This window comes from Chryseobacterium sp. (assembly GCF_029240215.1).
Classification (GTDB): Bacteria; Bacteroidota; Bacteroidia; order Flavobacteriales; family Weeksellaceae; genus Chryseobacterium.
The window spans coordinates 249,979-272,221 of record NZ_JARBTK010000002.1 but is presented as its reverse complement, the minus strand read 5'-3'; the positions used below and the strand labels follow the sequence as shown (position 1 = coordinate 272,221).

Genomic DNA, 22,243 nt, shown 5'->3' with positions numbered 1-22,243 from the left:
AAAATAAAAGAAAATTAAAATTTAATAGCTTAAAAAAAAAATTATAAAAACACTTGTTCTATAGAGTATTTTTGAATTTACATATAAATTTTTGTTTTTAAATTTTTGATATATTTATAAAAGCCAATTTTTAAAAATTTTTCTAAAATCTTAAATTTCTCAAATTTAATTTAAAATAAAAAAGTCTACCGAAAAATTCAGCAGACTTAAAAATTTATATTTTAAAATAATTATTTATTGATTGCAGCAATACCCGGAAGTTCTAACCCTTCCAAGCTTTCTAACATTGCTCCTCCTCCGGTAGACACATAACTTACTTTATCAGCATAACCGAATTGTTTTACGAAGGCAACACTGTCTCCACCTCCAACTAATGAGAACGCACCTAATTTTGTAGCTTCAGTAATACTTTCTCCTAAAGCTTCAGTTCCGGCAGAGAAATTTGACATTTCAAAAACTCCGATTGGCCCATTCCATAAAATTGTTCTTGAATTCAATAAAACATCATTAAATTGTTCACGAGATTTTGGACCTGCATCCATTCCCATCCATCCTTCAGGAATTTCATAAATATCAGCTTCTTTTCTATCCGCATCATTACTGAAACTTTCAGCGATAATCGTATCAGAAGGCAGATATACTTTCACATTATGTTCTTTTGCTTTTCCTAAAATTTCAAGAGCTAAAGGCAATTTATCTTCTTCTACCAAAGAATTCCCGATCTTACCACCAAGTGCTTTAATGAAAGTAAAAGCCATACCTCCACCGATGATTAAATTGTCAATAGCAGGTAAAATATTTTCTATAATGGTAATTTTAGTTGAAACTTTAGAGCCTCCAAGAATAGCTGTAACCGGTCTTTCACCACTTTTTAGAACTTTATCAATAGCTTTTAATTCATTTTCCATTAATAAACCGAAAAATTTAGTTGATTGAAAATAATTAGCTATAACAGCTGTAGAAGCATGTGCTCTGTGTGCTGTTCCGAAAGCGTCATTTACATACGCATCACCTAATTTTGAAAGCTGTTCTGCAAATTCTTCATCTCCTTTTTCTTCTTCATTATGAAAACGTAGATTCTCAAGTAACAAGATTTCTCCGGGTTGTAGATCAGAAGCAGCTTTTTCAGCCTTTTCTCCTATTGATTCTTCTACAAACTTCACCTCATGACCGAGAACTTCAGAAACTTCATTGACGATATGTTTTAAAGAAAACTCATCTTTAGCCTCCCCTTTTGGTCTTCCAAGATGTGTCATTAAAATTACAGAGCCTCCGTCATTAAGAATTTTATCAACCGTAGGTTTAACCGCCGATATTCTGGTATTATCAGTAATTTTTAGCTGGTCATCCTGAGGAACATTAAAGTCTACTCTTACCAAAGCTTTTTTATCTTTAAAATTGAAATCGTTGATTGTTTTCATATACAGATTTATATTTTTTTTTGACCCCGATGAAATTAAAGTATTTAACAAATTAACTTTCTTAAACTTTTCCTATTTCATCAATTGAGTTTGATTTTTTTGTTTCACAAATGTAAGATTTTAAACTTTTGGAAAAGATTCAAAGAGATAAAAGTTTTCAAAAAAATTCCCACAAACCCTTCATTCACTAATCAACATTAATTTCTTTATTATTTAAAAAAAGAATGATAGTTGTTGTTGAGTGTTGTGAGTTTCGGGGATAACTTTTTTGATAAAACTTCATAACATACAGTTTGAATTCAATTCATATTTAATTCACAATGTAAATTATTGAAAGTGTGAATAATTTAAGACTTATTAACAAATATGGATAACTTTTAAACACTGGCAATTATTAGTTTCTCTGCTATGGAGAAAAGTCAGATTTCTCACAGGAAAGATTTTGAAAGTTTTGATGATAATTTTTGGAGGCAACTTTCGGTAATGTTTTATTTGGATTAGAAAACATTTAGTTCAGAAAAGTTTTCCACAGTTATTCACACAGCTTTTCACATTTTATGAGTGAGTAAATCACAATTTGTATTTTAATACTTAAATTTGTAAAATAATCTAAAGTATAACTAAGTAAAAATGAAATCGCTGTCATTTGAAAATATGAAAACCTATGGCCGTTAAGCGATTACGTATATCATTTGAAAAAATTTGAAAAGTATATGAAAAGAAAAATTGCTATTGCCGGAGATCATGCAGGTTTTGAATACAAAGAGATCCTGAAAAAACATCTTGAAGAAAACTTTGAAGTGCAGGATTTCGGAACTTTTTCTACAGACAGCGTAGATTACCCGGATTTTGTGCATCCTGCAGCAACTTCAGTTGAAAACGGAGAAAACGAATTGGGAATTCTCATCTGCGGAAGCGGAAACGGAGTACAGATTACAGCAAACAAACACCAGAAAATCCGTTGTGCACTATGTTGGATGCCGGAAATCGCAGAATTGGCAAGACAGCACAATGATGCAAATATGATTTCTATCCCTGCAAGATTTATTTCTAAAGAAGTAGCCATTGAAATTGCCAATAAATTTTTGTCTACCGATTTTGAAGGTGGAAGACACCAGACAAGAGTTGATAAAATAGCATTTTGCTAAAACATAAAGGCTTGTGATTCAGTTTACAAGCCTTATTTATTTTTTATTTCTTATATTTGCATCATCAGACAGAAGTTACCAATCTGTTTATTCCAACTTGAACCTTATAAAAGTCGAAAGATATTATTAACAGGTTTTTCTCTCCTCTTCTCCTTTTTTGTATTAAATTTATACAAATTAAAATCTGAATTATAAAAAATTGATTTGTTTTCAATTTTAATGAACACAAAAAAATGAACAGAAAAGCAGCTTTTATTTTATTATTTGCTATCAATATTTCTTTTGCTCAAGAAACATTGGATAAAGTTGCTTTTAGAAAATGCAGAAAAGAATTTAGCAAAAAAATATGCCTTTCAGATGATGACAAAGATGGACAATTATTTTATTTGGATCAATGTCCAACAGATGCTGGTTTATTAGAAAACAATGGTTGCCCTTATCCTGATACAGACGGAGATGAAGTTATAGATAACGATGATGCTTGTCCTACAGTTGCAGGATCTTCGGAAAACAATGGTTGTCCATGGCCAGATACAGATGGAGATGGGATTTTAGATAAAGATGATGCGTGTCCTACGATTCCTGGTATTCGTGAAAAAAATGGTTGTAGTGAAAAAAAGTGCTCTAAAAATTATGAAATTGCAAGAAAAGAAGCAGATGATTACATAAATTTCCAGAAAGAAATTAATTACAAATCTTTACAAAAACCGGTATTAGAAATTTTAAAGAAGATTAAATTTGATTCTGCAGTTTTGTTAATTATCAATCCAAATATTTTTGAAGGACATGGACCATCAGAATGTCCAGCTTTTGAATTTCCGGAAACTTTAAATTATACAACAGAATCCTACATTTGGAATGCAGAAATGTTAAGAAATATTTTAATTGCTATTAAGCAAAATATTTTTCCTGCGTCAAATAATTCTTTGTTTTGGGGTGATAATGGTTTTTACAAGGAAAATGATGAAGAATTTGGAAAATTGAATAGAGAGCAAATTACTTTTATAAATAAGCTTGCTACATTTTATGATCCAAAATATGGTAAAATAAAATATCTTAAAATTAAGAATAAGAAACTTTCTAAATTACCTGATAATTTTAATAGAATTATATTAGAAGAAAATGGAAATATAGAAAATAAGAAATTTCATCCAGAAATTACGTTTGTAATCAGTACCAATACTACTATTTATAATTATACATTTAAATATATTTTTGAAACTACAAGTTGGTCTATGATAGCAGAAGGAAGTTACAAAAATGAAAATACAACAAATAATATTTTAAAAAAAGCAATTAAATAATGCCAAAAAAAAATAAATACATAAGTCAGAAAAATGACTCAAAACTCTTGGAAATTGGAAGATTGATTCTCCGTTTTATGAATCAGAACCAAACCAAAATATACAATTACAAACAAATCTCAGACGGAATCGATTACAAAAATCCAAGACAGCGTGAATTGGTGATTCAGGCTTTGCATAAGCTTCTGTCAAACCAGAGAATTAAAGAAACCGATAAAGGTAAATACAGCATCAATCTTAATATTGAAGGTACTTTGACAGGAATTATCGATTTTAATCAAAGCGGAAATGCGTATGTGAATGTTGAGAATTTAAAAGATGATGTCTTCGTTCACGCAAAAAATGTGAAAGATGCGTTACAGGGTGATAAAGTTCTTATCGTAACCTACAATTTTAAAGGTAAAAAAATGGAAGGCTCTGTGCTTGAAGTTTTGGAAAGAAACCGTACAGAGTTTGTAGGAACTTTCCAGCTTGTTCAGCATAAAGAATTCGGATTTGTAGTTTGTGATAAAAAGACGATTAACACAGATATTTTCATACCGAAAGGTAAAATAAACGGGGCAGAAAATGGCGATAAAGTTGTTGTAAAAATGCTGGAATGGAAACCCGGAGATAAAAATCCTGATGGCGAAATTATGAAAGTCCTTGGAGCTCCAGGAGAACACGAAACAGAAATTCATTCTATTCTAGCAGAATACGGTTTACCCTATAGCTTTCCAGAAGAAGTGGAAGCAGATGCCGATAAAATCGACAGAAGAATTACTGATGAAGAAGTTGCAAAACGTAAAGATATGCGTAAAATCTGCACGTTTACGATAGACCCGAAAGATGCAAAAGACTTTGATGATGCCTTATCAATCCAAAAATTAGACAACGGAAACTGGGAAATCGGTGTTCATATTGCAGACGTTTCTCATTATGTTGTTCCCGGAACAATGTTGGACGATGAAGCCTACGAAAGAGCAACTTCAGTCTATTTGGTTGACCGGGTTGTACCGATGTTGCCGGAAGTTTTAAGTAATGACGTTTGTTCGCTTCGTCCAAATGAAGATAAATTCACGTTCTCAGCGGTTTTTGAGATGAATGATAAGGCTGAAGTCGTGAATGAATGGTTTGGTAGAACTGCTATTCACTCAGACAGAAGATTTACCTATGAAGAGGCCCAGGAAATAATTGAAACTCAGGAAGGTGATTTAACGGAAGAAATTCTGACGCTCGACAGACTCGCAAAAATAATGCGTGATCAGAGAATTAAAAACGGTGCAATTACTTTCGACAGAAGCGAAGTTCGATTTAATTTAAATGAAAAAAGCGAACCGATTGGAGTTTACTTTAAAGTAAGCAAAGATTCAAATCATTTGATTGAAGAATTCATGCTTTTGGCCAACAGAAAAGTTTCTGAATTTGTCTCGCTGAAAAAAGGAAGACCAAACGGAAATACCTTCATTTACAGAGTTCACGACGATCCGGATCCTGCAAAATTGGAAGCTTTGAGAGATTTCGTATCAACATTCGGATATAAAATGGATCTGGCAAACACCAAAAAAGTTGCCGAATCTTTGAATAATTTACTTCAAAATGTAAAAGGCAAAGGCGAAGAAAATATGATCGAAACTTTAGCAATGCGAAGCATGAGTAAAGCCGTTTATTCTACCGAACCAATCGGTCATTACGGACTAGGATTTGACTATTATTCGCACTTTACCTCTCCTATCCGTCGTTATCCGGATTTATTGGCGCACAGATTACTTCAGCATTATCTGGATGGAGGAAAATCTCCTGACAAAAACGAATTGGAAGAAAAATCTAAGCATTGCAGTGCAAGAGAGCGTTTGGCTGCCGATGCAGAAAGAGATTCTATCAAATTTATGCAGGTAAAATTCATGGAAAAACATTTGGGAGAAACTTTTACAGGAGTTATTTCTGGTGTTGCCGAGTTTGGTTTCTGGGTACAAATTCCTGAAAACGGCGCCGAAGGTTTGATTAAATTGCGTGATTTAATGGATGATTCTTACACGTATGATAAGTCGACACACGCTGTTTACGGCTCAAGAACAGGTAGAAAGTTTCAGCTCGGCGAAGAAGTTCAGATTAAAGTGGTAAAAGCCAATTTAATTCAAAAGCAATTGGATTTTAAGATTGTTGATTGATGACCAAAGTTGATAAATCTATTGTTTTTAGTATTTTAAATGTTGTTTTACTAGCAACTTTGATGTTTAAAACGGTTATGAATTTTTATGGTTTTGTTGTTATCATCAGTTTAATTTGCATCATTACAAATAGGTTAATCAACAAAAACATTATTAAGATTAAAGACGGAGATAAAAAATACTTTTTTGGAGTTGTTTTTCCTTTGATAGTCAATTGTTTTTTTCTGATAAATTATCTACAGGAATGAATCCAAGAAAAGAAACATATTGCTTTAAAAGCAAGATTGCTGAAGTTGGAGGTAGAAATAGTCATCAAAAAGGAAAAACTACATATATTTATTTGAGTGGGGATGCCTACAAATATTCTTATATGACAAGAAGTTTTTTTATTGATTACAAGAAAATGTGGGGTAATAATCAAATCATTTACACTTTTGAAAGAGGTATATTTGGTTTAAAAGTTAGAAAAGATTACAAATTTATCTACAGTGAATCTTGTCCAGATAACTACTAAATTTAAAGCGTGCTATTTCAATTTAAATAATGAAGACTGTCCGAATGCGACAGTCTTTTTTTGTTTGAAAAGTTTTTAAAAATACAATTTCTGCTTAAAAAAATCATTTTTAAACTCAAATAAAAATATAATCTTTAAATTTGAATTTGAAACAAATTATAAATGTTTGAACTTGTATTGTCGGCCGTTGGTCTGGGTTTTATGTTGAGCCTGGTTTTCATTGGGCCTATTTTTTTTCTCTTGATAGAAACCAGTTTTACAAGAGGTCCGAGACATGCTTTAGCGCTGGATTTCGGTGTTATTACAGCAGATTTATTGTGTATTATAGCGGCTTATTATGCAAGTGCAGATATTGTAAGTCTCATCGACAAACATCCTGGTTTTTATAGAATTACCTCTATTCTGATTCTCTCATATGGGATTATTATGTTGGTTACCAAAACCAAAATGCACTTACCAGGCGAAGAAAAAATCATCAGCCAGAATTACATTAAAACTTTCCTTAATGGCTTTCTTCTAAATCTTTTGAATGTAGGAGTTGTCCTTTTTTGGCTCGTAACCGTTATAGGTGTCAGAAACCAATATCCCGATACAGGAAATATGGTTCTTTACTTAGGTTTGGTGATTTCTACGTATTTAATGATTGATTTTCTTAAAATTTTTCTGGCAAAACAATTCCATGACAGGCTTACACAAAAATTGGCAAACAATATAAGAAAAGGTGTCGGTGCAGTCTTAATTCTCTTCAGCTTTTTTATCTTCCTTCAGAGTTTCAAAAAATTTAATCAGTTTGATAAAAAACTCGAAGAGGCTGAGAAAAAAGAACTTATCTACAAAAAAGAACCATAAAACAAGTTGGGTTTAAATTAAAAACATCAGTTGATCAATGAAAAAAATATTTCCGAAATCCCTTAAAAAAAGTGATAAAATTGCCATTATTTCTCCTGCAGGAGCTGTAGACCCCACTCAGCTTGAGAAAGGTTTACAAATAATTAAAAGCAAAGGTTTTGAAACTGTTTTAGGTGAAAATCTGTATACTAAATTTTCAAACGGATACAACTATGCCGGAACTGAAGAACAAAGAACAAAAGACATCAATTGGGCATTAAACGATCCTGAAATTTCTGCAATCTGGGCTTCTCGTGGAGGTTACGGTTGTCAACATTTAGTTGAAAATCTAAATTTAAAAGGTTTTGCTAAAAACCCCAAATGGTACATCGGTTATTCTGATAATACCGTTATTCAAAGTTATTTATTGAAAAAAGGTTTTGCTTCGATTCACGGACAAACCATTAAAACCTCAAGTTTTGGAGTTACGGATGAAAGCTATGATCTTACTTTTAATATTCTAAAAGGAAAAACTTTAAAATATACTTTAAAATCGAATCATTTTAATAAAGAAGGTAATGTGGAAGGTGAATTGATTGGAGGAAATTTAGCGCTAATTTATGCTCTTCTAGGAACGAAATATTCTTTTGATTTTAAAGATAAAATATTATTCATCGAAGATATTGGCGAAAACTTTTATGCACTCGACCGAATGATCATGAGCTTAGAATTAGCTGGAGTTTTCACAAAAATAAAAGGCTTAATTATTGGCGGAATGACCAATATGGGCGACGAAAAAGAAAACAAACAATATGAAGAGAGTTTTGATGAGTTTGCCAATAAATTGATTTTAGACAGAATTTCAAAATACAATTTTCCGGTTGTTTTTGGTTTCCCAAACGGGCATATTCGTGACAACAGACCATTAATTATTGGTTCAGAAGTTTCCCTGAAAGTTGGAAAAACAATTTCATTAAATTTTAAAAAGTAAATGTTTTACTCAAAATTTGTACTCGCATTTTTCCTGATTGTAGCAGGGGTTTTACATTTTGTGAAACCTCATATTTTCATGAAAATCATGCCTGATTATATTCCTTCTCATTTGAAAATGGTTTACATAAGCGGATTAGTAGAAATTTTGTGTGGCATTCTTCTTCTATTTCCGGAAACTCAAAAAGTTGGAGCTTATCTTTGCATCGCTTTATTTATCGCAGTTTTTCCGGCAAATATCGAGATGGCAAGAAAGTTTTCTCTGATTCATCATAAATATTTTTGGCTGACTATTTTGAGACTTCCTTTGCAGATTGTGTTGATTTGGTGGGCTTATCAATTTAGAAAATAAAATGGCAGATCACAACGATTTAGGAAAAAAAGCAGAAGATTTATCGGCCGAATATTTAGTGAAAAACGGCTATAGAATTTTGGTCCGAAATTTTAGGTTTAAAAAAACTGAAATTGATATTATTTCTGAAAAAGACAATTTGATTATTGTCACAGAAGTTAAAGCCAGATCAACCGATTTTTTTATTCTGCCTCAAGAAGCTGTTACGAAAGGAAAAATCAAGTCAATTGTTACCGCAGCCAACCATTTTATGGAAGAATTTAATAAAAATCAGGAAGTGAGGTTTGACATCATCTCTGTACTCCCTGATCAAAAAGGAAATTTAATAATAGAACATATTTCGGATGCTTTTCAGGCATTCGATGCTAATTAATATCGCTGCAGGCTTTTATCTATTAGCCAATTGCCAACAGCCAAATGCTAACAAAAATATGAAGACAATACTCATCACCGGAGCAACTTCCGGAATCGGAAAATCCACCGCAGAACTTTTCGCAAAACAAGGCAACAGAATCATTATTTGCGGAAGACGTGCAGAAGTTTTAGAATCTGTAAAAACGGAATTATCAGCTTTCACCGAAGTTTTTACGCTAAAATTTGATGTCAGAAACCTTGTAGAAGTTGAAAATGCTATCAATTCTCTGCCAGAAGAATGGAAAAACATTGACGTTCTCATCAACAATGCAGGCAATGCGCATGGTTTAGAGCCACTTTCAGCCGGAAACACTTCAGATTGGGATTCTATGATCGATGGAAATGTAAAAGGACTTTTATATGTATCCAAAACGCTTATTCCGATGATGAAGGAAAGGAATTCAGGACATATTATCAATATCAGTTCGGTTGCCGCAAGACAGACTTATGCAAACGGTGTTGTGTATTGCGCAACAAAAAAAGCTGTTGATGTTATTTCGGAAGGAATGCGAATTGAACTTACCGAATTTGGAATCAGGGTAACCAATATCCAACCTGGAGCGGTAGAAACAGATTTTTCTTTGGTTAGATTTAAAGGAGATCAGGAGAGAGCTGCAACCGTTTATGCAGGTTACGAAGCTTTAAAAGCAGAAGATATTGCAGATGCCATTGCTTATTGTGTGAATGCCCCGCAACACGTTACCGTTTCAGATATGACGATTTATCCGAGTGCTCAAAGCGAACCGAGAACGATTTACAGAAAAGGATAATCTGAATGAAATATTTAGTTTTCATTTTTTTCTTCTTCTCTATTTCTGCACTTTCTCAAAGTTATTCAAAACATGAAAAAGCAGTTCTATCAGAAGCAAAAAGGCTTGATTCTCTCATGCAGAATAACGATGACAAAATTATAGATCTTTTGTGTTCAGAGGTATCTTTCGGACATTCCAACGGTTGGGTTCAGAATTTGAATGATTTTAAAAAAGATTTCTCATCAAAAAAAGTGATTTACAAAGAAATCAGACAGTCTGAAGTTTCTGAAATTAAAAAATTAAAAAACACCATCAGTCTCAGAAGAATCATCAAAGTTGCAGGTCTCTACAAAAATTATGATTTTGAAATGAAGCTTGCAGTGCTTGAAATCTGGATCAAAAAGAAATCTGTCTGGAAACTTTGGAGTCGACAAAGTGTGGAAATAAAGCCATAAATTTGCAAAAATCTTTAGATTAATGAAAATCCTATACCTTGAAACATCTTCAAAAAACTGCTCAGTAGCCATTTCGGATAATGAAAAGCTGTTGTGTGTATGCGAAGAAGTTTCAGAAAATTATAAACAGTCAGAAAGTCTTCACTCATTTGTAGAATGGGCTTTGGAAGGTGCTGAACTGTCAATAAAAGATATCGAAGCAGTTTCTTTAGGAAAAGGTCCGGGTTCTTATACCGGATTAAGAATAGGTTCTGCGTCTGCAAAAGGTTTTTGCTACGGACTGAAAATTCCTTTAATTGCTGTCAATTCTTTGGAAAGCATGATAGAGCCGTTTTTAAATCAAAACTATGATTTTGTCATACCTTTAGTCGATGCAAGAAGAATGGAGGTTTATACTGCCGTTTACGACGGAAATAAAGGAGATGAAATTACGCCGATCGAAGCTAAAATTTTAGATGAAACATCTTTTCAGGAATTTAAAGATAAAAAAATCATTTTCGTTGGTGACGGCGCAAAAAAAGCAAAGGAAATTTTACAGCTTCCCAATGCTGAGTTTAATGAAGATATCTACCCTTCTGCTCAATATTTAGTAAAGAAAACTTTAGAGAAAATCGAGAATAAAGATTTTGAAGATATAGCCTACTTCGAACCTTTTTATTTAAAAGAATTTCACGGAGTTAAAAAGAAAAAAAGCGAAGACTGATCTTCGCTTTTTTGTTTATTTTTTCTGCGCGGGAACTGATGTTGCCGGTTGTAGTTGTTGAGTGTTGCTATTCATATCCGGTTTCTTAGGAACATTGCTTTGTATGGCATTATTCATGGGTTGTGAACTGTTCGGCAGCGGATTGTTCTGATTTCCCGGAGCGGTTATATTATTTTGTTGAATCTTCTGCGTTGGCTGACTAAATTCAGACGGTTTTTGAGGAATATTGGTAACATTTTGAGAAACAACATTCCCTTTATTATCTGTGGATTGAAACGTAACATCACTTTTAAGATAATTCAGCATTTCTTTTGCCTTTTCGCCTTCAGGAGTTTTACCGTAATTTAAAACGATCTGTTCCAATTGCAGAATCATCACCTCTTTTCCACTTGATTTTCCTGCATTAAAAGCATTCAGAAGAGAAAGTTTAGGAACGAGTGCATCTTTAGGATTTTTCAAAATCGCCTGATCAATGATATTTTGGCTTTCTGCAAATTTCTCAGATTCGAATAAAGCATATGCCATTTTGTAATCATTTTCTGTTTCCGGAGATGATTTTACAAATGTATTGTTTTTGGGGTTTCTTGCAAATTCTGCATAAGAACTGTAAGGATAATCTGTCAATAAGATTTGTTTTGCCCTTGCTGAAACCTGCGGGTTTTTCTCATAATTCATAGCAAAAATCTCATACAAAGCCTGCAGCATTACTTTTTCTTCAGGTTTTACATCTACCAAATCATACAGCGTTTTTGTTGCTAAAGGTGTATTGGTAAAATAGTTCTGATACATGATTCCAAGACCCAAAGAAGCTGTGTCTCGGTCTTTTTTAAGTTGAGATAATCTGGCTTCATCATTCGGAATCTGCTCAATATAATATGCAGGTTCAAAACGTCTTGGGTTCGGCGCTGTATTTATACCTAAAGCTTCATTTTTCATATCTTCAATAGAAGCCATTTTCTTAGAATAACGCCAGTTATCCACCAATGCTCTGTCTCCCCAAACCTGCTTAAATGTTGAGGTTCCTTTGCTTACTGTTCCTGTATTTCCATAATAAAATCCTTTTGTAGCCGTTCCGAAATCTTCAAAAGAATTTGAACCGTTTGCAAAAAGTGAATTGGCATTATAATCTCCTGTATCAAAGCCTTTGTTTCTTTCTGCGCGCAATCTTTCTAATTCTTCTTTCGCTTCTTTTGCTTTAAGCTTTTCGATATGTTTGGCAAAATATTCTGTTTTCTGAGCTTCAGACATTCTCGCTATGGTAAGAATACTGTCATTTTTTCTGATCAGATAATAGTTTTTAGAGATTTTCTTAATATTTGCTGACTGATCTTTTAAAAGTATTTTTGAAGGTTCATAAGTCATCGTTGCCAATGCAGAATCATAATATGCACCTGCCCCGATATAATCATTTTTATCTAAATATCTTCTTCCGATCTCATAATAAGCCAAACCACGTACCTGCGGATCTGAAACTTTTTCCAAAAGAGATTTCCTGAAATATTCCTGTCCTTCTTCTGGTTTTCCTGCTTTGTTTGCCATTAGGCCTAAAGCATAGTAAAACTCATTTTTTCTTGATTCGTACGTTCCTTTTTTACTGATATCTTCAAGGTATTTTTTAGCACCGTTGTAATCACCTTTTCCGTTAAAAGTTTTTGCGATTTCGATTTGTGATTTTACCTCAAATTCAAAATCATTGGCATATTTGTAAGCCGCCATAAAGCTTTCACGAGCTGGCTCATTTCTTCCTAATTCCGTTAAAACCTGCCCTCTCAAAAATGCAATTCTGCTTTTCAGTTTTCTGTTCCCGTTCAGTTCAAAAGCACGGTCAAGCTCTTTTACGGCTTCTTCTTTTTTACCGGCATCCAAAAGGGATTCAGAATAATAAATACTCAGAAGTTTGTCATGATCTTTACTGATTCCTTCGCTTTTCAGTTTTGCAAAAATCTGATCAGACTTGTAGTAATCTTTAAGTTCGGCGTATGCTAAACCTTCATAAACTCTTGCTAAAGGAAGTCTTTTGTCTTCCTTCATATGGGTAAAAACGTAGTTAAGTGCATCAAGAGCCTGTCTTGATTTTCCCTGATAAATACGTGATTGTGCAAGAATGATATAAGCGTCAAAAATAGTTTTGTTCTGCTCCTCCCCTTTTCTGATGACAGAATATTTTCCGATTGCCTTTAAAGCTTTTGCTTCTGCAATTTCGAGGGTGGTTGCACCTTTTCCTTGTGGATTGTTGGGATCTTGTGGCATTCCAGGAACTGAATTTCCAGGAGGAGGCATTCCCGGTGCACTTCTGCTACTATTCGAAGCTGAAGGACGGTTGACATCTGCCATCTTCATCGAGTTTTCTGCAAACGCAGAAGATTGTCCAAGATCACTACCAATCGGCTGTTCTTCGTAGGTAAGGATAGGAATGTGCGGCGCATAAAAATTGTCTTTATGAGCTTTATCTCTGCTTGTAAATTCACTGTTTAATGCGTCTTTTGCATTAAAAAGCGTATTGTAATATGTGGAGAAACCTTTTAGAAATTTAGATCTCGCTTCCGGCTTTTTTACCTTGGTAGTGCAGGAAACAACGATAATCGCTGCTAAAAGGAATATAATATTCTTTTTCATTATTCAATATAACTCTCTAATCTGCTTTTTATTATCTGATCAGATTGATGATTCTGTAAAAATAATAAAATTTTATGGGGAATTTATTTATATTTCTTTTAAAATTTTGTAAACCAAATGAGTAGGAAGTCCCATAATGGTATAAAAACTCCCATTCATTTTTTTAATTTTCGCCATTCCGAGCCATTCCTGAATGCCATAGCTCCCGGCTTTATCGAAAGGTTTGTAATTTTTCAGATAAAAATCAATCTCTTCATCAGAAATTTCTTCAAAATCTACATCAGCAACATCAGTTTCGGTAATTATCTTATCTAAAGTTTTTATAGAAATCCCTGTAAAAACCTGATGTGTTTTTCCGGATAGTTTCTGCAGCATGTTTTTTGCGTCTGCTTCATCTTTTGGTTTCCCAAGAATCTGATTGTCAATAGCTACAACTGTATCTGCGGTAATTAGAACTTCATCAGCTTCAAGTTTTCTGAATGCATCTGCTTTTAATTCAGATAAATAAGCTGCAGCTTTTTCTATTTCAATATTTTCAGGTAAAATTTCTTCACAATCGATTTTTACGACTTCAAAGTCAAATCCTAAGCTTGAGAGTAATTCTTTTCTTCTTGGAGATTGCGATGCTAAAAGTATTTTCATATTCAATTTTAAACAGATTGCGTGTTGTCATCATGCCATTTTCCCTGAACTTTCATTACCTGTTCAATCACATCACGAACTGCTCCACTTCCACCCTGTTTTGGTGAAATGTAATCTGCAATATTTTTAATTTCGGGAACTGCATTTTCCGGACAGGTTGAAATTGCCGAATTTTGCATCATATGAAGATCCGGAAGGTCATCTCCCATGGTAAGAATTTCTTCGTTTTTTAAATTGTATTTATTTTTAAAATCTGCATAATCCACCATTTTATCGTGTGATTTTGCGTAATAATCTTCAATTCCGAGATAATTGATTCGGTGTCTTACCATTTCGTCATTTCCTCCGGTTATTACTCCGATTAAATAGTTGTTTTTTAGAGCTTTAACGACTGCATAACCATCTAAGACATTCATCACTCTGCTCATATTTCCACCAGGCATCAGATAAACGCTTCCATCGGTGAAAACTCCGTCTACATCAAATACAAAGGCTTTTATATTTTTTAATTTCTCTTTATAACTCATTTTTATAAAAAAGTTTAATCTAAATTGTAAGTCAGTCTCACGGTAATTCTCGCTGATTTTGCCTTACTTGAAGTGTCAAAATTTCCACCGTAGCTGTCTTCATCAGTTGAGCCTTTCGCGGTAATTTGAAATACACCCATAGAGGCATCTTTTAGTTTTCCAAGGCTTCCATCTGCGGTATTTACAATTTTTTCTGCTCTCTGCATAGCATCTTTTGCACCTGCTTCGATCAAATTATGCTTCAGTGAAGCAAGATCAGAATAGGTATATTGTGGCGTTCCGGGCTCAAATTGTACACCGCTGTTAATGAGTTCTGCGGTTTTATCCATCACAGTTTCTATTTTTCTCATCAAAGCCGGATTTTTCTTTGCATTAAATGAAATGCTTTGTGTGGCTTTGTAACCATCAAAAATCTCTTCGGACTTTTCAATACCTTCGGAGTCTTTACTGGTAACAGTGCGGTAGGATTTTGAAAAATTGACGCCGCCAAAAGAAAATTCGCCATTTTTAAAACCTTTGCTCTGGAAAAAAGCTTTTACCTTTTCTTTATCCTGCAAAATTAAATTGTAGGCGTCCTTTGCGTCCATTGCCGATGCATCAAAACTTCCTCCCCATCGAATCTCATCTGATGTGAAATCTTTGGAGCCAAGACCCGTAACAGATATTGTGTCTTGTTTCACATTTCTGTTTTTGAAGCTTGAACCTAATATTAATGCGGTAATAATTACTGCTATTCCAATGATAAGTGAAGGGACGAAATTTGTTTTCATATTCTGTGAGTTTCTTCAAAGATAGCAAATTACGATGCTTTTAATCTAAATCATACATTTTTTTAATAGAATGATTCATTGTTTTGTAAATCTCAAGACTTTCGTCTTTCAATAATTGTTCGTGTAATTCCAAAACGCGTGTGTCATTTCTCACTGCGGGTCCTGTTTGTGCTGATTTGGGTTCAATTTCGTGAATTTTTTTGACGGTCTCATCAATTAACGGTAAAAAATAATCAAACGGAATTTCCTGAGCATCAGAAATTTCTTTAGCTCTGGAAAAAAGATGATTCACAAAATTACATGCGAAAACTGCAGTCAGATGAATATATTTTCTTTTTTCATGGTCACTTTTCATTACATTTTCTGAAATTCTTGAGGCCAAATCAGTAAGTAATTTCTGATCTTCATCAATTTCGGTTTCTATAAAAAAAGGGATTTTTGAATAATCCAATTGTTTAGATTTTGAAAATGTCTGCAAAGGATAAAAGCTTGATTTTCTGTACTCCCCTATCAGAATTTCTTTAGGCAATGAACCTGAAGTATGCGAAACAAGACAATCTTTTTTAGTGATCAATTTTGAAACATTTTCTACAGACTGATCACTCACACAAATAATGTAGAGATCTGCATCTGAAAGACTTTTTGTAGAGTATGAAATATTTAATTCTTCGGAAATCTTTTTTAGATCTTCCTTATTTCTTCCAAAAACCTGTTTCAGAGGAATATTATTCTGTGTGAAAGCTTTTGCAAGGTGATAAGCTACATTTCCGGAACCGATAATTACAGTTTGCATCTAACAAAGATAAGATTTTGTTATAATTAGTAGAAAAGTGATTTGTAATTAAAGATTAAAGATTAAAGATTAAAGATTAAAGATTAAAGATTAAAGATTAAAGATTAAAGATTAAAGATTAAAGATTAAAGATTAAAGATTAAAGATTTTTTGATATTAGACTTTACAACATCACGCATGTCTATCAGTTTCTTCCAGAATAATAAACATGCTATTGAATTTTGTTTGTATAAATGAGTATTATAAATTTTTCTATGAACATTTGGACTAAAAATTGAATAAGTAATTTAACTTTTAAATACTTTTGTAATCCAAAACAATGAAAGCATCTTATGAAGATTAAAGACGCAGAGATTATTGCGCTGATGCAAAATCCACGAACTCTTGAAAAAGGTATTCGTGCATTGATGGATGCTTATCAGAGTAGATTATATTGGCACATCCGAAGGATTATTGTAGATGGAGACCTTGCTCAGGACACTTTGCAGGAGACTTTTATAAAAGCATATCAGAATTTTCATCAGTTTAAAAATGACAGTCAGTTATATACCTGGCTGTACAGAATTGCAACCAATGAAGCGTTGCAGCAGATCAATAAACTGAAGAAAATGCAAAAAACGGATGAAGATCCGGAATATTATATGCAGAATCTGGTTGCCGATAATACACACAGCGATGCTGAAGAGATACAGGTCTTTTTGCAGAAAGCCATACAAAGCCTGCCCGAAAAGCAGAAACTGGTATTTATGATGCGGTATTATGATGATTTACCTTACGAAGAAATATCTAAAATTGTAGATATGTCGGTAGGAACTTTAAAAACAAATTATCATTATGCCAAGCAGAAAATAGAAGAATATATTAAAGAAAATTACGAAAAATAATTTTTAGAAACAACGACATGAAAGATTTTGATCTGGAGAAATTAGAACGCAAAAATATTTACAAACTTCCTGAAAATATGTTTGAAAGCATTCAGGAAAGAGTATTGAGCGAGGTGAATGATTTTGATCTGGAAAAATTAGAACGTAAAAATATTTACAAAGTTTCGGATCATTTGTTTGAAAATGTTCAGGAAAATGTAATAATGCAATTGAATGTAAATAAAAAGGCTCCTATTTTCAAATTAAACTGGGGATATGCAGCTGCAGCATCACTGGCATTGATTTTTGGATCAGCTTTTGTGTATAATTCTTTCTCAGATTCAAATGATGATAACACTTCTGTGAAAAATTATGCTTCAAATAATTCTGACCAGAAAAAGGAAAGCGAAGTAGCTTATGAGACTTTAAAATCTGATTTAACTTCTGTTGAAAATAACAATCAAACAATTGACAATCAGCAGAAAAATCAACAAATAAAAACGGTTGCCTATGTTCCTGAAAAAACAGAGGCAAAACCACAAACTGTAAAGCCAGTTTCAAAGAAAACCGAAGCACAGATGTCAGAATATTTGGATTCGTTTTCAAATTCTGAGATTGCAGAATTAGCCAATAATTCCACACAGGATGTTTATTTGGATTTATATAATTAAAAGAGAAATGAAAAAAATATTATTTACACTTCTTGTTATTTATGGTTTTGGCTTAAATGCCCAAAAGACAGATTACGACTGGAAAAAAATGGACCCTAAGCAAAGAAAAGAAGTTATAAATAATCTTTCTCCGGAAGAGAGAAAAGCGCTTCTTACCCAGTTTAGGAACAATATGGTGCTAGATAATCTTAATGTTGATCCGAAAGATAAAACCGAATTTACAGCAATGTACAATGAATATCTGGACAATCAGAAAAAGATAAAAAGTCAGTTTGATTCTAATTTTAATCCGGAAACCTTATCAGAGGAAGAGGCAAAAGTAAAATTGCAGCAGAGTTTTGATGTAGGGCAAAAATTATTAGATAACAGGAAAAAATATGCGGAAAAGATGCAAACTGTCATTCCGTGTCAGAAAGTTTTGAAGTTGTTTCAGTCTGAAGGAATGATGAGGGATAAAATGAATGAGAGGAAGAAAACTCACGGCGGGAACAATAAGGGCTCAAAACCCAGACAAAACCCATAATAGTTTATTTTTTTAATGTTGGACGACCCTTGCAATTTATTGCAAGGGTCGTTTAATTTTCAGAAAAATCCTATTTTTGCAAAAAAAAATATGAAAAAACTATTTCAGGCGTTTTTCTTTTTATTGGCGGTCCTACTATTTTCTCAGGCAAAAGAAGTTATAAAGTTTAAAGGGAATATTACAAGATTTGACGATGTCACTTACAAAGATTTTAAGGTTTTAGATCAAAGGCAAAATCAGTCAATTGGAGTGTTGCCTTTTGGTGAAAGTAAAGAAATGAAAGAAGTTATATTTCCCACTACACCAGAAAATGATTTTAAAGTTTGGTATGATAAAGGAAATTCTTTATCAGGGCAAAATGAATTATTACTTATTTTAAAAAGATTGAAACTTTCAACAGGAGAAAGTGACGGCAAGAAAACACAAGGAACAATGGATTTTTCTGCTCAGATTTTTCAAAAAGAAGGTGATCAGTATAAGTTTTTGTATAAAAAAGATACTGTTTTTTCTTTTCAGGATAAAGACGTTTCAGAATTGATGGTAAAAAATATTCCGGTGATTTTCTCTGTCTTTATTAAAAAAGCATATACATTAGAACCTATTCAAAATGTAGTAACACTTAATGATCTTTCTGATTATGAAGCTTATTTAAGAAGTACATATACGGCCTTTAAAAATGAGCAATTAAAAGATGGAATTTACCCGAATTTTACTTCATTTTTCAATCAGAATCCTCTGCAAGGAAGTTATGTTTTGGAAAGAAATAACAGAGGGGAAGTTACAAAGGCAATAAAATCAGAAAACGGCAAGAAGGAAAAGATATCTTCTAACAAAATGTTTGCTTATATTGAAAATGGCAAAGCTTATAAGAAAACAATGTCTGGCTTTATAGAACTTAGTAAAAATGAAAATGGATTTTATATAAAGGCAAATAGAGGACAGATTCTTCCGGTACAATACAACAGCGCATACGGAATGTTTGGTTTAATAGGGGCAGTTGCGGGTTCTATCGACCAAGCTGCAAAACAGAAGAAAATGAAAACAGAAGAAAAAGAAGAAATTTACATAGACCTTTTAACGGGCGAATATGATTTTTCGAATAATTAATGAATTAATTTCATAGCTTACAGGTTAAGAGAGAGGAATTGTCTCTCTTTTTTTTATCTTTGCAAATTACATAGTTCTTAAATGAAAAACATACGAAATTTTTGCATAATCGCCCATATCGACCACGGTAAATCTACTTTGGCAGACCGTCTTTTGGAGTACACCAATACCGTGACTCAGAGAGAATTACAATCTCAGACGCTGGATGATATGGATCTGGAAAAAGAACGTGGGATCACGATAAAATCTCACGCCATCCAGATGGATTATGAGCTTAATGGCGAAAAATATATTTTAAACCTTATCGATACACCGGGACACGTAGATTTTTCTTACGAAGTTTCCCGTTCCATCGCTGCTTGTGAGGGGGCGCTTCTGATTGTTGATGCAGCTCAAAGTATTCAGGCACAAACAATTAGTAATTTGTATCTGGCTCTAGAAAATGATCTGGAAATTATTCCGATTCTAAATAAAATTGACCTTCCGTCAGCAAATCCTGAAGAAGTTACCGACGAAATTATGGGATTAATCGGGTGTAAGTATGAAGATGTTCTTCGTGTTTCAGGGAAAACCGGTGAAGGTGTTCGAGATTTGTTAGAACAGATCGTTGCAAGAATTCCTGCTCCGGTTGGAGATCCGAAAGCTCCTCTTCAGGCGTTGATCTTTGACTCGGTTTACAATCCTTTCAGAGGAATTGAGGCTTATTTCAAAGTGGTAAACGGGAGTATTTCTAAAAACGAAAAGATCAAATTTTTTGCAACAGGAAAAGAATACGGTGCTGATGAAGTTGGAACTTTAAAGCTAAAACAGGTTCCGAAAAAAACAATTGAATGTGGTGATGTAGGTTACATTATTTCAGGGATTAAGGATGCTCGTGAAGTAAAAGTGGGTGATACCATTACCTCTTTTGTGAATCCTGCTGCTGCTGCAATTGATGGTTTTGAAGAAGTAAAACCGATGGTTTTTGCAGGAATTTATCCGATTGAATCTGAAGATTTTGAGGAATTAAGATTTTCATTGGAAAAATTAAGACTGAATGATGCTTCTTTGGTTTTTGAACCTGAAAGTTCTGCGGCACTTGGTTTTGGTTTCCGTTGCGGATTCTTAGGAATGCTTCACATGGAAATTGTTCAGGAGCGTCTTGAAAGAGAGTTTGATATGAACGTTATTACCACGGTTCCCAACGTTTCGTACCACGGATATTCAAAAAAAGATCCTGAAACGGCAATTTTAATCAACAACCCGTCTGAAATGATTGATCCCAATCTTTTAGATAGAGTTGAAGAACCATATATAAAAGCTTCTATTATTACTAAATCTGATTTTGTAGGTGCAGTAATGACGCTATGTATCGAGAAAAGAGGAGAAATTGTCAATCAAAGTTATTTAACAGCGGACAGAGTAGAATTGACCTTCAATATGCCTTTAGCAGAAGTTGTTTTCGACTTTTATGATCGTTTGAAATCTATTTCTAAAGGATATGCTTCATTTGATTATTCTCCAATCGGAATGCGTTCTTCTAAGTTGGTAAAAATGGATATCCTTATTAACGGAGATATGGTTGATGCTTTATCTTCATTGATTCACGATTCTAATGCGTATTACATAGGTAAAAAGATGTGTGAAAAACTTCGTGAACTGATTCCTAGACAGCAGTTTGATATTGCGGTTCAGGCAGCGTTGGGAGCGAAAGTTATCGCAAGAGAAACTATTAAAGCATTAAGAAAAGACGTTACTGCAAAATGTTACGGTGGTGATATTTCCAGAAAGAGAAAGCTTCTTGAGAAACAGAAAGAAGGTAAAAAGAAAATGAAGCAGATTGGTAGGGTAGAAGTGCCACAATCAGCGTTCATGGCAGTTTTAAAGCTAAACGATTAATATAAAAAAGACCGATAAATTTTATCGGTCTTTTTGTTTTTGGTAAATCTTAAGCGTAGGATTTTATTTTTTCACAAATTTAATTTCCATGGTTTTGAATTCTTTGCCTGTTTTAGAATCCGGACCATACATTTCCATTGTTTGATGAGTGTCGTCTACAAAAGTGTATACTTCTCTCATGTTACAATCTTTTCCCGGTCTGCTCGGATCGGTCATTTTACCTTTAAATTCGATAGATTTTTTGGATGCATTCCAATCGCCTTCCATGTTCATAATTCCTGTTCCCATATTGTCAATCCAAGTGCTTACAAATTTATTTTTAGAATTGTCGTAGCCGGTAATACTCATTCCTTCAAAAGGCATTCCCATAAAATTTCCTTTGTGACTACTTACCTGATAACGACCGTCAAAAACCATTTTGTTGATAGCTTCAGACTTACTCGTCATAGGTTTTCCGCCGTTTTCCATCCACATTGTAGTTTCTCCTGACCAGTTTCCGTCAGATTTTGCCAGCATTTTCTGCATATCTCCCGGAGTTGCATAATCCATCCAGGCTTTTGTAGCTGTTGCAGAATCTACAGGTTTCCATTCTTCGTTGGCGGTAGAATCGGTTTTGTCTGAACCTGTTTTTACATCCACTTTTACTTTTTCACAAGCGATAAACAAGAAAGCTGTGCAAGCTGCAAATAATAAATTTTTCATAATAGTTTAGTTTTAAGTTGGTTATAAATTTAGTAAAAATACCTTTTCAAAAAATTATTATTTTATTATCGATATTGGTTTTTATATATTGTAATTTTGTGTATTCACAACGCAAATTAA

At 33.4% G+C, this 22,243-nt stretch carries 22 protein-coding genes and 1 pseudogene; 16 read left to right on the top strand and 7 right to left on the bottom strand.

The annotated features are described in order from the left end of the window. Positions 1 to 230: 230 nt before the first annotated feature. Positions 231 to 1,421, bottom strand: coding sequence for a phosphoglycerate kinase (gene pgk, locus K0R77_RS05240; protein ID WP_300349437.1), 1,191 nt, complete (start codon positions 1,419 to 1,421; stop codon positions 231 to 233). 713 nt (positions 1,422 to 2,134) lie between these two features. Here pgk and rpiB point away from each other — a divergent pair. The 11 genes and pseudogenes from rpiB to tsaB all read left to right on the top strand — a co-directional run bounded on the left by rpiB (position 2,135) and on the right by tsaB (position 11,031). After that, complete coding sequence (rpiB, locus tag K0R77_RS05235) at positions 2,135 to 2,569, top strand: ribose 5-phosphate isomerase B (protein WP_300349434.1); 435 nt, start codon at positions 2,135 to 2,137, stop codon at positions 2,567 to 2,569. Positions 2,570 to 2,958: 389 nt separating this feature from the next. After that, positions 2,959 to 3,189: pseudogene (locus K0R77_RS05230) on the top strand (thrombospondin type 3 repeat-containing protein); the annotation flags it as partial. Positions 3,190 to 3,872: 683 nt separating this feature from the next. Next, positions 3,873 to 6,023 (top strand): ribonuclease R, encoded by a 2,151-nt coding sequence (rnr, locus tag K0R77_RS05225; RefSeq protein WP_300349432.1) that lies wholly within the window; start codon positions 3,873 to 3,875, stop codon positions 6,021 to 6,023. A 244-nt stretch (positions 6,024 to 6,267) separates the two neighbouring features. Then, the gene (locus tag K0R77_RS05220; protein WP_300349429.1) at positions 6,268 to 6,537 is read left to right on the top strand and encodes a hypothetical protein; all 270 of its coding nucleotides are present in this window, start codon (positions 6,268 to 6,270) and stop codon (positions 6,535 to 6,537) included. 162 nt (positions 6,538 to 6,699) lie between these two features. Beyond that, entirely contained in the window at positions 6,700 to 7,386 is a 687-nt protein-coding gene (locus K0R77_RS05215) for a LysE family transporter (RefSeq protein WP_300349426.1), read from the top strand. A gap of 37 nt (positions 7,387 to 7,423) precedes the next feature. Then, positions 7,424 to 8,356: an LD-carboxypeptidase gene (locus K0R77_RS05210; protein ID WP_300349424.1), complete on the top strand. Its 933-nt coding sequence runs from the start codon at positions 7,424 to 7,426 to the stop codon at positions 8,354 to 8,356. Beyond that, complete coding sequence (locus K0R77_RS05205) at positions 8,357 to 8,707, top strand: MauE/DoxX family redox-associated membrane protein (protein ID WP_300349422.1); 351 nt, start codon at positions 8,357 to 8,359, stop codon at positions 8,705 to 8,707. It begins immediately after the preceding gene. A 1-nt stretch (position 8,708) separates the two neighbouring features. Next, positions 8,709 to 9,080, top strand: a complete 372-nt coding sequence (locus K0R77_RS05200; protein ID WP_300349419.1) for a YraN family protein — start codon at positions 8,709 to 8,711, stop codon at positions 9,078 to 9,080. A gap of 58 nt (positions 9,081 to 9,138) precedes the next feature. Further along, positions 9,139 to 9,891 carry an SDR family NAD(P)-dependent oxidoreductase gene (locus K0R77_RS05195; RefSeq protein WP_300349416.1) on the top strand — a complete coding sequence of 251 codons (753 nt, stop codon included), beginning with the start codon at positions 9,139 to 9,141 and terminating at the stop codon, positions 9,889 to 9,891. A gap of 5 nt (positions 9,892 to 9,896) precedes the next feature. Then, positions 9,897 to 10,328, top strand: a complete 432-nt coding sequence (locus K0R77_RS05190; RefSeq protein ID WP_300349413.1) for a hypothetical protein — start codon at positions 9,897 to 9,899, stop codon at positions 10,326 to 10,328. Between the two features lie 22 nt (positions 10,329 to 10,350). Further along, a complete protein-coding gene (gene tsaB / locus K0R77_RS05185; protein ID WP_300349411.1) occupies positions 10,351 to 11,031 on the top strand; it encodes a tRNA (adenosine(37)-N6)-threonylcarbamoyltransferase complex dimerization subunit type 1 TsaB in 681 nt (226 codons plus the stop codon). A 15-nt stretch (positions 11,032 to 11,046) separates the two neighbouring features. Here tsaB and K0R77_RS05180 read toward each other — a convergent pair whose 3' ends face one another. The 5 genes from K0R77_RS05180 to K0R77_RS05160 form a co-directional block, all read right to left on the bottom strand. Beyond that, on the bottom strand, positions 11,047 to 13,647 hold the full coding sequence (locus tag K0R77_RS05180; protein WP_300349408.1) for a tetratricopeptide repeat protein: 2,601 nt from the start codon (positions 13,645 to 13,647) through the stop codon (positions 11,047 to 11,049). Between the two features lie 87 nt (positions 13,648 to 13,734). Beyond that, positions 13,735 to 14,289 carry a nucleoside triphosphate pyrophosphatase gene (locus tag K0R77_RS05175; RefSeq protein WP_300349405.1) on the bottom strand — a complete coding sequence of 185 codons (555 nt, stop codon included), beginning with the start codon at positions 14,287 to 14,289 and terminating at the stop codon, positions 13,735 to 13,737. A gap of 8 nt (positions 14,290 to 14,297) precedes the next feature. After that, the gene (locus tag K0R77_RS05170; RefSeq protein ID WP_300349402.1) at positions 14,298 to 14,816 is read right to left on the bottom strand and encodes an HAD family hydrolase; all 519 of its coding nucleotides are present in this window, start codon (positions 14,814 to 14,816) and stop codon (positions 14,298 to 14,300) included. A gap of 14 nt (positions 14,817 to 14,830) precedes the next feature. Then, positions 14,831 to 15,586, bottom strand: coding sequence for an SIMPL domain-containing protein (locus K0R77_RS05165; protein ID WP_300349399.1), 756 nt, complete (start codon positions 15,584 to 15,586; stop codon positions 14,831 to 14,833). Positions 15,587 to 15,626: 40 nt separating this feature from the next. After that, positions 15,627 to 16,379: a Rossmann-like and DUF2520 domain-containing protein gene (locus K0R77_RS05160; protein WP_300349396.1), complete on the bottom strand. Its 753-nt coding sequence runs from the start codon at positions 16,377 to 16,379 to the stop codon at positions 15,627 to 15,629. 332 nt (positions 16,380 to 16,711) lie between these two features. On the opposite strand from K0R77_RS05160, the gene K0R77_RS05155 reads away from it, so the two are divergent. From K0R77_RS05155 to lepA, 5 genes are all read left to right on the top strand, one after another. After that, the gene (locus K0R77_RS05155; protein ID WP_300349393.1) at positions 16,712 to 17,263 is read left to right on the top strand and encodes a sigma-70 family RNA polymerase sigma factor; all 552 of its coding nucleotides are present in this window, start codon (positions 16,712 to 16,714) and stop codon (positions 17,261 to 17,263) included. 17 nt (positions 17,264 to 17,280) lie between these two features. Then, positions 17,281 to 17,913 (top strand): hypothetical protein, encoded by a 633-nt coding sequence (locus tag K0R77_RS05150; protein ID WP_300349390.1) that lies wholly within the window; start codon positions 17,281 to 17,283, stop codon positions 17,911 to 17,913. 7 nt (positions 17,914 to 17,920) lie between these two features. Continuing rightward, entirely contained in the window at positions 17,921 to 18,436 is a 516-nt protein-coding gene (locus K0R77_RS05145; RefSeq protein ID WP_300349387.1) for a hypothetical protein, read from the top strand. Positions 18,437 to 18,526: 90 nt separating this feature from the next. After that, positions 18,527 to 19,543 carry a hypothetical protein gene (locus tag K0R77_RS05140; protein WP_300349384.1) on the top strand — a complete coding sequence of 339 codons (1,017 nt, stop codon included), beginning with the start codon at positions 18,527 to 18,529 and terminating at the stop codon, positions 19,541 to 19,543. 81 nt (positions 19,544 to 19,624) lie between these two features. Continuing rightward, positions 19,625 to 21,421 (top strand): translation elongation factor 4, encoded by a 1,797-nt coding sequence (lepA, locus tag K0R77_RS05135; protein ID WP_300349382.1) that lies wholly within the window; start codon positions 19,625 to 19,627, stop codon positions 21,419 to 21,421. 63 nt (positions 21,422 to 21,484) lie between these two features. On the opposite strand, the gene K0R77_RS05130 is transcribed toward lepA, so the two are convergent. Beyond that, on the bottom strand, positions 21,485 to 22,123 hold the full coding sequence (locus tag K0R77_RS05130; RefSeq protein ID WP_300349379.1) for a DUF1579 domain-containing protein: 639 nt from the start codon (positions 22,121 to 22,123) through the stop codon (positions 21,485 to 21,487). Positions 22,124 to 22,243 lie beyond the last annotated feature (120 nt).

Bases quoted from the DNA above. Each gene is read 5' to 3' on its own strand.
- K0R77_RS05220 (WP_300349429.1), top strand. From the start codon at position 6,268: ATGAATCCAAGAAAAGAAACATATTGCTTTAAAAGCAAGATTGCTGAA.
- K0R77_RS05130 (WP_300349379.1), bottom strand. From the start codon at position 22,123: ATGAAAAATTTATTATTTGCAGCTTGCACAGCTTTCTTGTTTATCGCT.
- K0R77_RS05150 (WP_300349390.1), top strand. From the start codon at position 17,281: ATGAAAGATTTTGATCTGGAGAAATTAGAACGCAAAAATATTTACAAA.
- K0R77_RS05205 (WP_300349422.1), top strand. From the start codon at position 8,357: ATGTTTTACTCAAAATTTGTACTCGCATTTTTCCTGATTGTAGCAGGG.
- K0R77_RS05215 (WP_300349426.1), top strand. From the start codon at position 6,700: ATGTTTGAACTTGTATTGTCGGCCGTTGGTCTGGGTTTTATGTTGAGC.
- K0R77_RS05160 (WP_300349396.1), bottom strand. From the start codon at position 16,379: ATGCAAACTGTAATTATCGGTTCCGGAAATGTAGCTTATCACCTTGCA.
- lepA (WP_300349382.1), top strand. From the start codon at position 19,625: ATGAAAAACATACGAAATTTTTGCATAATCGCCCATATCGACCACGGT.
- K0R77_RS05155 (WP_300349393.1), top strand. From the start codon at position 16,712: ATGAAGATTAAAGACGCAGAGATTATTGCGCTGATGCAAAATCCACGA.
- K0R77_RS05140 (WP_300349384.1), top strand. From the start codon at position 18,527: ATGAAAAAACTATTTCAGGCGTTTTTCTTTTTATTGGCGGTCCTACTA.
- K0R77_RS05210 (WP_300349424.1), top strand. From the start codon at position 7,424: ATGAAAAAAATATTTCCGAAATCCCTTAAAAAAAGTGATAAAATTGCC.
- rpiB (WP_300349434.1), top strand. From the start codon at position 2,135: ATGAAAAGAAAAATTGCTATTGCCGGAGATCATGCAGGTTTTGAATAC.
- K0R77_RS05145 (WP_300349387.1), top strand. From the start codon at position 17,921: ATGAAAAAAATATTATTTACACTTCTTGTTATTTATGGTTTTGGCTTA.
- K0R77_RS05180 (WP_300349408.1), bottom strand. From the start codon at position 13,647: ATGAAAAAGAATATTATATTCCTTTTAGCAGCGATTATCGTTGTTTCC.
- rnr (WP_300349432.1), top strand. From the start codon at position 3,873: ATGCCAAAAAAAAATAAATACATAAGTCAGAAAAATGACTCAAAACTC.
- pgk (WP_300349437.1), bottom strand. From the start codon at position 1,421: ATGAAAACAATCAACGATTTCAATTTTAAAGATAAAAAAGCTTTGGTA.
- K0R77_RS05200 (WP_300349419.1), top strand. From the start codon at position 8,709: ATGGCAGATCACAACGATTTAGGAAAAAAAGCAGAAGATTTATCGGCC.
- K0R77_RS05175 (WP_300349405.1), bottom strand. From the start codon at position 14,289: ATGAAAATACTTTTAGCATCGCAATCTCCAAGAAGAAAAGAATTACTC.
- K0R77_RS05190 (WP_300349413.1), top strand. From the start codon at position 9,897: ATGAAATATTTAGTTTTCATTTTTTTCTTCTTCTCTATTTCTGCACTT.
- K0R77_RS05165 (WP_300349399.1), bottom strand. From the start codon at position 15,586: ATGAAAACAAATTTCGTCCCTTCACTTATCATTGGAATAGCAGTAATT.
- K0R77_RS05195 (WP_300349416.1), top strand. From the start codon at position 9,139: ATGAAGACAATACTCATCACCGGAGCAACTTCCGGAATCGGAAAATCC.
- tsaB (WP_300349411.1), top strand. From the start codon at position 10,351: ATGAAAATCCTATACCTTGAAACATCTTCAAAAAACTGCTCAGTAGCC.
- K0R77_RS05170 (WP_300349402.1), bottom strand. From the start codon at position 14,816: ATGAGTTATAAAGAGAAATTAAAAAATATAAAAGCCTTTGTATTTGAT.